The organism is Kitasatospora sp. NPDC048545, from assembly GCF_040651155.1.
Lineage (GTDB): Bacteria > Actinomycetota > Actinomycetes > Streptomycetales > Streptomycetaceae > Kitasatospora.
Window position 1 is genome coordinate 73,089 of the sequence record NZ_JBEZIQ010000024.1, and the last position, 14,372, is coordinate 87,460.

Genomic DNA, 14,372 nt, shown 5'->3' on the forward strand with positions numbered 1-14,372 from the left:
CGTAGGGGCGCTCTTCGTACGCGTGTCCGCTCCCTCGGAAGCTGCCCGAATCGTCACCAAAAGCCCCGCGCGGCGGCAGCTGGAAGGATGGGGCCCGTGACAGGAGTACTCGTTCTCGCAGGCACCCCCATCGGCGACGTCTCGGACGCCCCGCCCCGACTGGTCAACGAACTGGCCACGGCGGACGTCATCGCGGCGGAGGACACCCGGCGGCTGCGCCGGCTCACCCAGGCACTCGGGGTGACCCCGGCCGGCCGGGTCGTCTCGTACTTCGAGGGAAACGAAGTCGGCCGCACCCCCGAACTGGTCGACGCGCTGCTCGGCGGCGCCCGGGTGCTGCTGGTCACCGACGCCGGCATGCCCTCGGTCTCCGACCCCGGCTACCGGCTGGTCGCCGCGGCCGTCGAGGCCGGCGTCAAGGTCACCGCGGTGCCCGGGCCGTCCGCGGTGCTCACCGCGCTCGCACTGTCCGGCCTGCCCGTCGACCGCTTCACCTTCGAGGGCTTCCTGCCGCGCAAGACCGGCGACCGGGCCCGGCAGCTCGCCTCGATCGCCGCCGAACCGCGCACCATGGTCTTCTTCGAGGCGCCGCACCGCATCGCCGAGGCGCTGGCCGCGATGGCCGAGGCGTTCGGACCGGAACGTCCCGCCGCCGTCTGCCGCGAGCTCACCAAGACCTACGAGGAGGTCAAGCGCGGTCCGATCGGTGAACTGGCGGCCTGGGCCGCCGACGGCGTCAGGGGCGAGATCACCGTCGTCGTCGCCGGAGCCCCGCCGGCCGCGCCGCAGGAGCTGACCCCGGCCGAGCTGGCCCGGCTCGTGGCCGTGCGCGAGGAGGCGGGGGAGCGACGCAAGGAGGCCATCGCGGCCGTCGCGACCGAGCTCTCGCTGCCCAAGCGGGAGGTCTTCGACGCCGTCGTGGCGGCCAAGAAGGAAGGCCTGGACGCGGCTCCGAAAAAGGGGTGAATTCCGGGGGTTGCGTTGCGCACGGGTAGTCGTACCTTGGAGGGAAGGCCCCGGTAAACACCCGCTGAGCTGAAGTTTCGGTCGCGGTTTTCGGTCCCTGGGAGGCCCTTCGTATAGGGCTTCCCAACCCGCATCCAATTCTTCACAAGCGGGGCATCGGCCGAGGCGGTCCGGGCATTTCCTGAAAGGGAAAGACCCAGCCGGGCGAGCGCCCGGCGGGCGCTGGGAGACGGCTATGAGCGAGATCGTCGGTAGCCCCCGCAGTGGCAACGCACTGAGCACCGCAGGCCTGGCCGGCCGCGGGCACACTCCCGTCGAGACCGTACGGGAGGCCTACTCCTTCGCGTGCCTGCGCTGCGGGTACGGCTGGGAGCAGGCGTACGACATCGAGCACCACGTGGCCAAGGACGGGCACGTCGTGTTCGAGTACCACGCCAACGGCGTCCGGGTGCCGTCCCCGCTGCTCAAGCCGACCTGCCCCGGATGCGGTGGCCACACCGTCCGGATCATGCGCGAGGGCCGGGTGTCCTCCGCCGAACAGCTCTGGCACCACGCCCCCGGCTTCTCGGCGCACGCCGAGCCGGCCGGGCCGCTCCCGGAGTCCGTGCCCGACAAGCCGCGCGGACGCTGGGCCCGGTTCTGGTCGCGGCTGCTGGGCTGACACCGAGGACGCGGGAAGGACCGCCCCCGGCCGGGAACAACTCGGTCGAGGGCGGTGCGCGTGCCCGACTAAGCTTTCCGACCATGGCGGCCACTGCAGACCACAGCACCACCGGGGCGAGCGCCCCGGCGTACTACGTTTCCACCCCGATCTACTACGTCAACGATCGCCCCCACCTGGGCCACGCGTACACCACCGTGGCGGGCGACGTCCTCACCCGCTGGCACCGCCAGCGCGGCGAGAAGGTGTGGTACCTGACCGGCACCGACGAGCACGGTCAGAAGATCATGCGGACCGCCGAGGCGAACGGCGTCAGCCCGCAGGAGTGGTGCGACAAGCTGGTCGAGGAAGCCTGGAAGCCGCTCTGGGAGCACCTGGAGATCGCCAACGACGACTTCATCCGCACCACCCAGCAGCGCCACACCGACCGCGTGCAGGAGTTCGTCCAGGACCTGTACGACAAGGGCGAGATCTACAAGGGCGGCTACTCCGGCCCCTACTGCGTCGGCTGCGAGGAGTACAAGCTCCCCAACGAGCTGCTCGACGGCGCGGCCGAGGACGAGAAGCTCTGCCCGATCCACAAGAAGCCGGTGGAGTGGCTGGAGGAGGAGAACTACTTCTTCCGCCTGTCGGCCTACGGCGAGAAGCTGCTGGAGTTCTACGCCGAGAACCCCGGCTTCATCGCCCCGGAGTCCGCCCGCAACGAGGTGCTGCGCTTCGTCGAGCAGGGCCTGCAGGACCTCTCGATCTCCCGCTCCACCTTCAACTGGGGCGTACCGCTGCCCTGGGACGAGAAGCACGTCCTCTACGTGTGGGTCGACGCGCTGCAGAACTACATCACCGCGGCCGGCTACGGCAGCGACCCGGAGCGCTTCGCCGAACTGTGGCCCGCCTCCGTCCACCTGGTCGGCAAGGACATCCTCCGCTTCCACGCCGTCATCTGGCCCGCCATGCTGATGGCCGCCGGGCTGCCGCTGCCCAAGCGCGTCGTGGCCAACGGCTGGCTGATGGTCGGCGGCGAGAAGATGTCCAAGTCCAACCTGACCGGCATCGCGCCCACCGACCTGACCTCGCACTTCGGCGTGGACGCCTACCGCTACTACTTCCTGCGGGCGATCCCGTTCGGCACGGACGGCTCGTTCTCCTGGGAGGACTTCACCGCCCGCTACACCTCCGAACTCGCCAACGACTTCGGCAACCTGGCCTCCCGGGTCGCCGCGATGGTCGGCAAGTACTTCGACGGGGTGCTGCCGGCCTCCGCCGCCCCCGGCGACGCCGAACAGGCCGTCGCCGACGGGCTGACCAAGGCCGTCGCGACCGCCGACCGGAAGATCGGCGAGGAGCTGGACTTCGCCGGCGGCCTCGCGGCGATCTTCGAGTTCGTCAAGCAGGTCAACGGCTACATCACCGAGCAGGAGCCCTGGAAGGTCGCCAAGGACGACTCGGAGGAGGGCCGGGCGCGTCTCGCGACCATCCTCTACACCGCCGCCGAGTCGCTGCGCGCCACCGCCGTCCTGCTCAACCCGGTGATGCCGTCCACCGCCGAGAAGCTGTGGGACTCGCTGGGCGCCGACGCCGCCGGACTGGGCGCGCTCTCCACGCAGACCGTCGCCACCGCCGCCGACTGGGGCCGGCTCCCCGCCGGCGCCACCGTCACCAAGGGCGAGATCCTCTTCCCGCGCCTCGAAGAGAAGCCGGCCGCCTGACGTGGCCGCCAAGGACGACGACCGGTCGACCCCGCCGCCGCTGCCGGAACCCCTGGCCGTGGCGGTGGCCGACTCGCACACCCACCTCGACATGCAGTCCGGCACCCCGGCCGAAGGCCTGGCCCGCGCCGCCTCGGTCGGGGTCACCACGGTGGTCCAGGTGGGCTGCGACGTGCCCGGCTCGCGCTGGGCCGCCGAACTGGCGGCCCAGTACGAACAGGTGCACGCGGCCGTCGCCCTGCACCCCAACGAGGCGCCGCGGATCTTCCTCGGCGACGCGGACGGCTGGTCCGGGCAGCAGCGCACCGCCGGCGGCGCCGCCGCCCTCGACGAGGCGCTCGCCGAGATCGACCGGCTCGCCGCCCTGCCCCAGGTCCGGGCGGTCGGCGAGACCGGCCTCGACTACTTCCGTACCGGGCCCGAGGGCGTGGAGATCCAGAAGGAGTCGTTCCGCCGCCACATCGACATGGCCAAGCGGCACGGCAAGGCCCTCGTCATCCACGACCGGGACGCCCACCAGGACGTCATCGACGTCCTGCTCGCGGAAGGCGCCCCGGAACGGACCGTCTTCCACTGCTACTCCGGCGACGCCGAGATGGCCAAGACCTGCGCCGAGCACGGCTGGTACCTCTCCTTCGCCGGCCCGGTCACCTTCAAGGCCAACCAGCCGCTGCGGGACGCGTTGCTCGCCACCCCGCTCGACCGGATCCTGGTCGAGACCGACGCCCCCTTCCTCACCCCGCACCCCTACCGCGGCCGGCCCAACGCCCCGTACCTGATCCCGGTCACGGTGCGCTCGATGGCCGCCACACTGGGGCTGCACGAGGACGAGCTGTCGGCGGCCGTCGCGGAGAACACGGCGCGGGCCTTCGGGTACTGACCGGGGTCGATCGGGTCCGGTCGGGTCGGGTCCGATCGGGTCGGGTCGGGTCGGGTCCGGTCGGGTCGGGTTCGGTCGGGGAGCGAGGGGCGGCCGGTGCGTCGTCCGGGGCGGTGCCCGGTGCGTCGGGGGGCGGTGCCCGGTGATGGCGTCCGAGGCGGTGCCGGGAGCCGCCGTCCGGGTCGACGCGTCCGGACGGCGGCCCCCGCGCCCGTATCCTTGGCGCGTGAGCACCACCGACCCCACCCCTGACAGCCACCTGCTGGGCGCCGCCGACATCCGGGAACTGGCGGCCGCGTTCGGCGTGAAGCCGACCAAGCAGCGCGGGCAGAACTTCGTCATCGACGGCAACACCGTGCGGCGGATCGTCCGGGCCGCCGACGTGACGGAGCAGGACGCGGTGGTGGAGGTCGGGCCGGGGCTCGGCTCGCTCACCCTCGCGCTGCTGGAGGTGGCGCGGCACGTCACGGCGGTCGAGATCGACCCGGTGCTGGCACAGCACCTGCCGGACACCGTCGCGGGCCGGATGCCGGCCAAGGCGGACGCCTTCGACCTGGTGTTCAGCGACGCCATGGAGGTCACCGAGCTGCCCGGGCCCGCCCCCACCGCGCTCGTCGCCAACCTCCCGTACAACGTGGCCGTGCCCGTCCTGCTGCACATGCTGGCGACCTTCCCCACCATCGAGCGGACCCTCGTCATGGTGCAGAGCGAGGTCGCCGACCGGCTCGCCGCCAAGCCGGGCAACAAGGTCTACGGCGTCCCCTCGGTCAAGGCCAACTGGTACGCCGACGTGAAGCGGGCCGGCGCCATCGGCCGGAACGTGTTCTGGCCCGCCCCCAACGTCGACTCCGGGCTGGTCTCGCTGATCCGCCGCGAGCCGCCGAAGACCAGCGCCAGCCGCGAGGAGGTGTTCGCGGTGGTCGACGCCGCGTTCGCCCAGCGGCGCAAGACCCTGCGCGCCGCACTGGCCGGCTGGGCCGGCTCCCCCGCCGCGGCCGAGCAGGCGCTCGCCGCCGCCGGGATCGACCACAAGCTGCGCGGCGAGATGCTGACGGTCGAGCAGTTCGCGGCGATCGCCGAGCACAAGCCGGCGAAGGACGGGGCCGCGAAGGACGGGGCGGCGAAGGAGCAGTCGGCGAGGGACCGGGCGGCGAAGGACGGGACCGCGAAGGACGGGTCGGCGGAGGACGAGACCGCGAAGGACAGCGAGTGATCACCGTACGGGTGCCCGCGAAGGTCAACGTCCAGCTGGGGGTCGGCGGACTGCGCGCCGACGGCTTCCACGACCTGGCCAACGTGTTCTTCGCCGTCGCCCTCGGGGACGAGGTCACCGCCACCCCCGCGGAAGGCGTCACCCTGACCTGCTCCGGACCGGACGCCGCCGCCGTCCCGCTGGACGACAGCAACCTCGCCGCCCGCGCCGCCCGGCTCCTCGCCGCCCACCACGGCATCGCCGCCCCCGGCGTGCACCTGCACATCGCCAAGGCCATTCCGGTGGCCGGCGGCATGGCCGGCGGCAGCGCCGACGGTGCGGCCGCCCTCGTCGCCTGCGACGCGCTGTGGCAGCTGGACACCCCGCTCGACACCTTGCTGGAACTCGCCGCGGAACTGGGCTCGGACGTGCCGTTCGCCCTCCTCGGCGGAGTCGCGCTCGGCCGCGGCCGGGGCGAGATCCTGGAACCGCTGGCCGTCGAGGGCACCTTCCACTGGGTCTTCGCCGTCGCCGACGGCGGCCTGTCCACCCCTGCCGTCTTCCGCGAGTGCGACAGGCTGCGCGAGCAGGCCGGCACCGGCTCCGGCGATACCGACGTCCCCACCCCCGACGCCGACCAGGCGCTGCTCGCCGCCCTCGCCGAAGGCGACGCCGTCGCCCTCGCCGACGCGCTCGCCAACGACCTCCAGCCCGCCGCGCTCTCGCTGCGCCCCTCGCTCGCGGACACCCTGCGGGCCGGCACCGAAGCGGGCGCGCTCGGGGCACTCGTCTCCGGCTCCGGACCCACCTGCGCCTTCCTCGCCAAGGACGCCGACGCGGCCGCCGCCGTCGCCGAAGCCCTGCGCGCCTCCGGCACCTGCCGGACGGCCCACGCGACGTACGGGCCGGTGCCGGGGGCAGCCCTGCTGCCGCAGTAGCAGGACGCGCCACGCGCGGCGCGTCGCCGGGACGGCAGTGCGGCGGGGGCGCCGCTGCGGTAGCAGTGCGGCGAGGGCGTTGCTGCGGGCCCATTAGGCTGGGGAGATCGGGGTCACCCGAGCCAGGGGCGGTGGTCCGCCCCGCGACCGCCGAACCCAGGAGCGCAGCACACGTGGCCGTCAACCTCGCCACCATCGAGTCCGTCACGAAGGTCTACGGCACCCGCGCCCTGCTGGACGCGGTCAGCCTCGGCGTCAGCGAGGGCGACCGGATCGGCGTCGTCGGCCGCAACGGGGACGGCAAGACCACCCTGATCCGGATGCTCGCCAAACTGGAGGAACCCGACAGCGGGCGGATCACCCACTCCGGCGGCCTCCAGCTGGCAGTCCTCACCCAGCACGACTCGCTCGACCCCGAAGCCACCATCCGGCACGAAGTGATCGCCGACCGGGCCGACCACGAATGGCTCGGCGACGCCCGGATCCGCGACATCATCGAAGGCCTCTTCGGCGGCCTCGACCTGCCCGGCTTCGCCGACGGCCTCGACACCGTCATCGGCCCGCTCTCCGGCGGCGAGCGCCGCCGCATCGCCCTCGCCAAGCTGCTGCTCGGCTCGCCCGACCTGATCGTCCTCGACGAGCCCACCAACCACCTCGACGTCGAGGGCATCAACTGGCTCGCCGAACACCTGCAGAAGCGCCGCTCCGCCCTGGTCTGCGTCACCCACGACCGCTGGTTCCTCGACCAGGTCTGCACCCGGATGTGGGACGTCCAGCACGGCGAGGTGCACGAGTACGAGGGCGGCTACTCCGACTACGTCTTCGCCCGCGCCGAACGCTCCCGGATCGAAGCCGTCGAGGAGCAGAAGCGCCAGAACCTCGCCCGCAAGGAACTCGCCTGGCTGCGCCGCGGCGCCCCCGCCCGCACCTCCAAGCCGCGCTACCGCATCGAGGCGGCCAACGCCCTGATCGCCGACGTGCCCGACCCGCGCGACAAGTCCGAGCTGATGAAGTTCGCCAACGCGCGGCTCGGCAAGACCGTCTTCGAGCTGGAAGGCGTGACCGTCAAGGCCGGCCCGAAGCTGCTGCTGGAGAACCTCACCTGGCAGCTCGGCCCCGGCGACCGGATCGGCCTGCTCGGCGTCAACGGCGCCGGCAAGACCTCGCTGCTGCGCGCCCTGCGCGACGCCTACGCGAGCGAGGGCGACGTGCAGCCCGCGTCGGGCGTCATCAAGGTCGGCAAGACCGTCCGGCTCGCCTACCTGTCGCAGGAGGTCGTCGAGCTCGAACCGACCACCCGGGTGCTGCAGGCCGTCGAGCAGGTCCGCTCCCGCGTCGACCTCGGCAAGGGCCGGGAGATGAGCGCCGGCCAGCTGTGCGAGCAGTTCGGCTTCGGCAAGGACAAGCAGTGGACGCCGGTCGGCGACCTCTCCGGCGGCGAACGCCGCCGCCTCCAGCTGCTGCGGCTGCTGATGGACGAGCCCAACGTGCTGTTCCTCGACGAGCCGACCAACGACCTGGACATCGAGACGCTCAACCAGCTGGAGGACCTCCTCGACGGCTGGCCCGGCTCGATGGTCGTCATCAGCCACGACCGCTTCTTCATCGAGCGGACGACCGACGTCGTCCACGCCCTGCTCGGCGACAAGAAGATGCGGATGCTGCCGAACGGCATCGACGAGTACCTGGAGCGGCGCGCACGGATGGCCGCCGCGGCCGCCCAGGCTGCCCAGACCGCCACCGCCTCGGCGGCTCCCGCGGCAGCCGCGGACACCGCCGCCCCCGGCCTCTCCGGCGGGGACCTGCGGGCCGCCAAGAAGGAGATGCAGAAGCTGGAGCGGCAGATCGCCAAGCTGGACCAGAAGGAGTCCAAGCTGCACGCCCAACTCGCCGAGCACGCCGCCGACTTCTCCAAGGTCGCGGAGCTGGACGGGCAGCTGCGCGCGGTCCGGGACGAGAAGGAGGAGCTGGAGATGAGCTGGCTGGAGCTGGCCGAGCAGGTCTGATCCTGCGGACCGGTGGACCGGCATCCCGGTTCTCCGGAGTCCCGGCTCCTGACTAACCGCCAGCCAGGAGCGTTTCGAGTTCGTCCGCCGCACGGCCCAACGCACTGCGCGTCGGGTCGTGCGGCGCGGTCGGACGGTCCGCCGCAGTCGTCGGCGGGCGGTGCGCACGGGCGGCCGCGGTCAGCTCGTCCAGCGACCGGCGGACCCGGTCCACCTCGGCCGGGTCCGGCACCCGGCCGCCGTACCGGATCTGCGCCGCGAACGCCGCCACCGCGCCGCCCAGCCGCTCCAGCGCCGCCGTCGCCGGCAGCCAGCTCTCGGCCAGCCGCCCGGTGGGCGGCGGCTCGGACAGCCCCTGCCGTACCTCCTGGCGGGCAGCCGCCAACGACCGGTACGCAGAACGGCGCAACCACACCTCGGCCCGGTCGGCCCGTCCCGCGGTCACCGCGTCGAGATAGGCCCGCAGCGCCGTCGCCGCGTCGACCAGCCGGGGCTCGATCCGGTGGCGCGGACGCTCCGGCCACAACAGGTAACCGAACAGCAGGACCACCGAACTGGCCAGGACGGTGTCCAGCACCCGCGGCCAGAACTCCGCCGCACTGCTCTGGCCGCCGAGTTGGAGCAGGACCAGCGCCATCGGCGTCATCACGACGGTGTTCAACCCGTAGTGCGCCGCCGAGGCGTACGGCAACAGCGCCACGCAGAGCGCCGCCGTCGCCGTCAGCGCCCACTCCTCGGTGGTCAGCATCACCAGCGCCGCCGTCACCGCCACCCCGAGCACCGTGCCCACCGAACGGCTCACCGCGCGCAGGAACACCGAGCCGAGATCCGGCTTCAGCACGAACGCGATCGTCATCGGCACCCAATAGCCCTTGCTGAGCGGAAAGCCGGCCGTCACCGCCGAACCGACCGCCACACACAGCGCCACCCGCAACCCGTACCGCACCGACGGCCGGGACAGCAGCCGCACCCGCAGCCGCCACGGATCGGGCGGCGGCGCCGCAGCGGTGCCGAGCCGCGCCTCACGACCGGCCACCGTCTCGGCGGCGGCACGCAGGGCCACGTCCAAGGCCCGCCGGGACGGTGTGTCCGGCCGCCACCCCGGCACGGCGACCTCACCACCACCCCGCCGCACCGCATCCGCCAGCCGGTGCGGCACTTCGGCGACCTCCGGCGGCACCGGCCGCCGGGCCCACAACAGACCGGTCGCCGCCTCGGTCGCGGCGAGCGCGGCCTCGTACACACGACTCGCGGGCCCGCCCCCGGGCAGGACGTCCTGGACCAGGTTCAGACGGGCCGTCAGCACCTGGCGCGAAGCGGCCGCCCGCACCGTACCCAGATCGGCCAGCGTCCGGCCGAGCGCGTCGAAGGCGGCCGCCAACGCCCGGTACCGCGGATCCGCCGCAGGACGATCCGGCACCCCCGCCGGCAGCCCCAACAGCACCACGAACCCGGCACCGGCCACCATCATCGGCGCCCCCGCCCACCAGGGCCCCGGCAACGGCATCCCGCTCCCCAGCGCCGCCGACACCAGCAACAGCATCCCGGCCGCCGAACCACGCGGACCCGTCGCACTCAACGCACCCGAAACGAAAGCCGTCACCGTCAACGCGGCGCCCAGGACGACACCGCCGACACCGGCGAACTGCAGCACGGCGCCCACCAGCATGCCGACCGCCGAAGCCGACACCGCGCTCCCGATCCGGACCACCCGCAACCGCGCCGGCTCGACCCGGTCGTTCATCGTCGCGTGCATCGCCCCCAGCCCGGCGAACACCCCCAGGTCCAACCGGCCCGCCCACAGACCCGCCGCCAACGGCACCGCCATGCCCACCGCCGCCCGAACCATCAACGCCCACGGCACCGGCGGCCGCTCGGGCCGCACGGCACGGGCCCACCAAGGAGTGGCCTTCGGGAAACTCATGCGGACACGTCCGTTCTGCGGCCTGGGGTCGCTGCTGTGCGACATTGCGCGGCAGATGGGGCGTACCGGGTCAGTCTACCCAGCGGCCCGCACGGCCGGCCGTACGTGTCAAGTTCGTACCGATCGCGTACGGGCGGGCCAAGGGCCCTGCCCGCCCGACGGAGGCGGTGGCTACGATGACGGAGGCGAAAACCGCCCACAGGCCGGACGGTTCGCCGACCAGGGCGGTACGGCCGAGAAGTTGACGGTGTGTTGCGGCACGGAACCACCCGGGGGACCCGGGGTGGCAACCTGCCGTACGGGGGAGAGGTGAACTGCTGTGTCCGACAAGGATGTACCGGGCTCGGGGACGAACCCCGGAGGGACGAGCCCCGCTGGAGCCAGCCCACCGGCTGCCGGCGAGACGTACACATTGCCCTCCAACCCGAAGATGTACGGCCCCACGATCAGTGAGTCGCAGACGTACGGCGACGCCAACTCCCTGGTCGCCGCCTTCGGCAACCAGAACGTCCAGGTCGAGATCGACACGCTCACCGTCTTCGCGAAGAAGGTCGAGGCGCTGCTCCTGGCGATGGACGGATCGGCGGCTGCGCCGTACAACCTGCAGGAGCAGAAGCTCAAGGGCAAGGACTTCGCGAGCGCGACGTTCGTCGAGGCCACGGATCTCACGACCGCCTACGACAAGGTGCACAGCCAGCTCGTCCAGCTCCACAAGGATTTCCTGGCCCAGATCACGGCGATGAAGGACGCGGTCTCGAAGACGGCGGGCAACTACCAGACCAACGAGGACAACACGACGGCCGCGCAGAAGGCGGTCGCCAAGAACGCCGGCGTCACCACGCCGGCGGGGGTGGCGCCCGGCCCGAACCGAGGCGGCACCGACCTCTGATGGTGGCACGGGGGAAAGACGTACGGGGAAACGGGGAGTAGGCAATGTCAGGCGAAACGAAGTTCGACAGTTTGCAGCATGAACAGCTCATTGCCATGGTCAAGGACACCAACCCCACGGTGGTGCTGAGCCGTGGTACGCAACTCGGGTCGGCAGGGAGGGTTCTGAGCGAGCTGAGTGGGGCACTCAAGTCGCACGTCAGCAACCTTGCCTGGGAAGGCCCGGCCGCCGAGAACTTCAAGACGTGGGCCGGAAACCTCCAGAAGTCGGCCGAGATGCTGGGCAAGTACTCCACCGGCGCTGGTGACGCCATGCACGTGGCTGGTGAGGCACTCAGCGCCGCCAAGTCGGGCATGCCGCCCGTGCCGCCGGACGCCCTCAAGTGGGTCAACGGTCGCAAGACCCAACAGCCCGACCCCCAGGTGGTCCAGCGGTTGCAGTTGGTATCCATCAAGCCGGACGGCAGTGGGCCCACCAGCGCTGAAATCGACACAGCCATGAAGCGCGCTCAGCCCGACACGTGGGTCTCCGAAACGCAGGCGATGGCCGGCACGCGTGAGCTCTACATGGCCCACCAGGAAGCCATCCACCAGATGGAGAAGCTGGGGCAGGCGTACACCGCGGCGACGACGACGTTGAACGGGCTCGGCGACAACGTCGTGCTGCCGGGAACGCCCGATCCAACGAATCAGTACAGCTCCACGGCGATTTCCCGAGACGGGGGTAGCGGTAGCTACGGTGGCTCCGTGCGCGCTCCTCATGCAGGTGGGGACAGCGTCGGGGGCAGCAACAGCCCGTCCGCAGGTCACTACGGCGGCGGTTCGGTGGCGCCCAGCGCCCCGGCGAGCAACTGGCAGGAGCCGCCCAGCTCCGGCCGACCCGGCCCGACGCCTCCGCACGGCGGTGGCCAGCTGCCACCCGTGCCGCAGGAGCCCGGTTCCGTGACCACGCCGACCGCTCCGCCCAGCCGTCCCGGCACCGATCTCAACAGTTTGCCGACCCTACCAACCTTGCCGGGGCAGACCGGCCCGGTCGGTCCAGGGGGTGGCCTGCCGGTCAACGGGCAGGGCGGTAACCCGGTCGTTCATGGGCTGCCCGGTGGCCCGGGCGGGACTCCGGGCATTCCGGGCTTCCCCGGCGGTGGTCCCATCGGCTTCCCGGTCGTGGGCGGCGGCTCGAGCCCTGCCAAGGGCGGTGGCGGCTACCTGCCAGGCAGGAGCGGCGGCTCGGTTCCGGCCCGTGCGGTCCCGTTCGGTGGTGGCACGGTGCCGGGCAAGTCCGGTTCCCCTGGCCTGCCCACGGGAACGGTCTTCGGCTCTCGTGAAGCCCAGGCCGGTCGCGCCGGAACGCCTGGCGGGGTAGGCGGCATGCATCCTGGAATGGGCGGCCACGGAGTCGGTGGCTCGGGAGGCGGCGGCGCGCGAGGAGGCCGGGGCCTGACCTCGACTCCCGGTGGCACGGTCGGTGGTCGCAAGGGACCGGCCGCCAGCGGCGAGTTCACTCCGGGGGGCACGGGCCTGCGCAACCGGGCTGGTGCGGCAAGTGCGGCCGAGGGCGGAGCCCGGTCCGGCCAGAACGGCATGATGGCACCTGCTACGGCGGGCCACGGCGGTCGGAACGAGCGTGACAAGCGCAAGCGGGCCGACTACCTCCATGAGGACGAGGACACCTGGACCGACGGTATGCCGTACAGCAACCCGGACGTGGTTGAGTAGGACGGCGACGACTGCCCGGCCACTGGCCCTTTTCAGTGGCCGGGCAGACCTGTTCGGGCAGCGTCTTCCCGGCCGGTGAAGAGATCGACGAGGAGTGGTGAATGGGGCGGGCGAAGGTGCGAGGGCGTTGGCGGGCTGCTGCCGGGGCGCTCCTGGCGGCTGGACTCGTGGTCGGCCCAATTGCAGCGCCAGCGGCAGCAGAAGGTTCTATTCGTGACAGGCAGTGGCACTTGGATGCCATGCATGCGCCGGAGATGTGGAAGATCTCCAAGGGCCAGGGGATCACGGTGGCGATCGTCGACGGCGGATTCAAGCTGGACCACCCCGATCTGGTAGGGCAGTTCCTGCCGGGGAAGGACTTCAGCGGTGCCCCCGGAGGCGTAGGGGCCTACGCAGACGGACACGGGACCGGAATTGCGAGCCTGATCGCCGGAACCGGCAAGAGCGGCGGAGGGACCGGTGCTTACGGCTTGGCTCCTGGCGTCAAGGTTCTACCACTCAAGATCAATAATGGTGCGGTCTCGGCAGCTCTTCCGTCCGACTTCTTTGACCAGATCGGCCAGGCGGTTAATTTCGCGGTTGACCAGGGTGCGAAGGTCATCAACATTTCGCAGGGCATGGACGCAGCCAGGTTCTCCGCGGAGGACGTAGGGAAGCTGAACGGGATCCTCGCGCAAGCGAGGGCCAGGGGAGCCCTGGTCGTGGCGAGTGTTGGAAACCAGGCGCAGACTGGAAATCCTGTCTCTTATCCCGGCGGGTTGCCCAACGTGGTTGGTGTCGGGGCCGTCAACCGCGATGCGGTGGCGACAGATGAATCCGAGCAGGGTCCGCAGGTGATTCTCGCAGCACCTGGTATGGATATCGTTGCCGCCTGTGTGGCTGATACCGGTTACTGCCAGAGTCATGGAACATCCGACGCTGCAGCTCTGGTCTCCGCGTCGGCGGCGCTAGTTTGGGCCGTTCACAAGGACTGGACTGCAAATCAGATCTTGCGGGTTCTCATCAATACGTCGGGGAAGCCGAATGACGGATCCGTGCGAAACAATGACGTTGGCTACGGTGGAGTGCGGCCCCGGATCGCTCTGACTGATCCGGGGGACCCTGGCCCGGCGGACGTGTCTCCGGTTCCGGTGACGGAGCCGTCCCCGTCGTCGACCCCGTCCAGGTCTGCGAGTTCGCCCACGCCCACATCGTCGGTGCCGAGTCCGACTGAGAGTCCGGTCGGCGGAGCGGCCGGAGCGCCGACGGCGCAGCCGAAGGCTGGTGCGTCGTCCGGCTCGAGCAGTGCGCTACCGATCGTGGGTGGCGTGGTGGCCGGGTTGGTGCTGCTGGCGGGGGTGGTGTTCGTGGTGGTGCGGCGGCGGAGGTCCGCGGTCGTGCCGCCGTCGGCTCAGGTGCCGCCGGTGCCGTCCCAGCAGGCGGGGGTGGTGCTCCCGCCTCCGCCGTCGTACGAGCCGCCGGTGGCTCCGGGGGAGAATCCGTACGCCAAGTAGTT

Annotated in this window: 11 protein-coding genes; 10 read left to right on the top strand and 1 reads right to left on the bottom strand. The window is 71.6% G+C overall.

Features of this window, described 5'->3' with window-relative positions:
- Nucleotides 1–96: 96 nt before the first annotated feature.
- From rsmI to AB0D10_RS22880, 7 genes are all read left to right on the top strand, one after another.
- Entirely contained in the window at nt 97–966 is an 870-nt protein-coding gene (gene rsmI / locus AB0D10_RS22850; protein ID WP_360259273.1) for a 16S rRNA (cytidine(1402)-2'-O)-methyltransferase, read from the top strand.
- A gap of 289 nt (nt 967–1,255) precedes the next feature.
- Nucleotides 1,256–1,627 (top strand): hypothetical protein, encoded by a 372-nt coding sequence (locus AB0D10_RS22855; RefSeq protein ID WP_360259385.1) that lies wholly within the window; start codon nt 1,256–1,258, stop codon nt 1,625–1,627.
- Between the two features lie 83 nt (nt 1,628–1,710).
- Nucleotides 1,711–3,333, top strand: coding sequence for a methionine--tRNA ligase (metG, locus tag AB0D10_RS22860; protein WP_360259276.1), 1,623 nt, complete (start codon nt 1,711–1,713; stop codon nt 3,331–3,333).
- Between the two features lies 1 nt (nt 3,334).
- Nucleotides 3,335–4,213 carry a TatD family hydrolase gene (locus AB0D10_RS22865; protein WP_360259278.1) on the top strand — a complete coding sequence of 293 codons (879 nt, stop codon included), beginning with the start codon at nt 3,335–3,337 and terminating at the stop codon, nt 4,211–4,213.
- Between the two features lie 226 nt (nt 4,214–4,439).
- A complete protein-coding gene (rsmA, locus tag AB0D10_RS22870) occupies nt 4,440–5,426 on the top strand; it encodes a 16S rRNA (adenine(1518)-N(6)/adenine(1519)-N(6))-dimethyltransferase RsmA (protein WP_360259280.1) in 987 nt (328 codons plus the stop codon).
- On the top strand, nt 5,423–6,343 hold the full coding sequence (locus AB0D10_RS22875; RefSeq protein WP_360259283.1) for a 4-(cytidine 5'-diphospho)-2-C-methyl-D-erythritol kinase: 921 nt from the start codon (nt 5,423–5,425) through the stop codon (nt 6,341–6,343). The genes rsmA and AB0D10_RS22875 overlap by 4 nt, the downstream gene beginning before the upstream one ends.
- A gap of 173 nt (nt 6,344–6,516) precedes the next feature.
- Nucleotides 6,517–8,349, top strand: a complete 1,833-nt coding sequence (locus tag AB0D10_RS22880; protein ID WP_360259285.1) for an ABC-F family ATP-binding cassette domain-containing protein — start codon at nt 6,517–6,519, stop codon at nt 8,347–8,349.
- Between the two features lie 52 nt (nt 8,350–8,401).
- Here AB0D10_RS22880 and AB0D10_RS22885 read toward each other — a convergent pair whose 3' ends face one another.
- Nucleotides 8,402–10,273 (bottom strand): FUSC family protein, encoded by a 1,872-nt coding sequence (locus tag AB0D10_RS22885; RefSeq protein ID WP_360259287.1) that lies wholly within the window; start codon nt 10,271–10,273, stop codon nt 8,402–8,404.
- Nucleotides 10,274–10,685: 412 nt separating this feature from the next.
- Between AB0D10_RS22885 and AB0D10_RS22890 the strand changes: the two genes are divergently transcribed.
- The 3 genes from AB0D10_RS22890 to AB0D10_RS22900 all read left to right on the top strand — a co-directional run bounded on the left by AB0D10_RS22890 (nt 10,686) and on the right by AB0D10_RS22900 (nt 14,370).
- On the top strand, nt 10,686–11,162 hold the full coding sequence (locus tag AB0D10_RS22890) for a hypothetical protein (protein ID WP_360259290.1): 477 nt from the start codon (nt 10,686–10,688) through the stop codon (nt 11,160–11,162).
- Nucleotides 11,163–11,206: 44 nt separating this feature from the next.
- Nucleotides 11,207–12,877 (top strand): hypothetical protein, encoded by a 1,671-nt coding sequence (locus tag AB0D10_RS22895; RefSeq protein ID WP_360259292.1) that lies wholly within the window; start codon nt 11,207–11,209, stop codon nt 12,875–12,877.
- Nucleotides 12,878–13,116: 239 nt separating this feature from the next.
- Nucleotides 13,117–14,370, top strand: coding sequence for a S8 family serine peptidase (locus tag AB0D10_RS22900; protein WP_360259387.1), 1,254 nt, complete (start codon nt 13,117–13,119; stop codon nt 14,368–14,370).
- Nucleotides 14,371–14,372 lie beyond the last annotated feature (2 nt).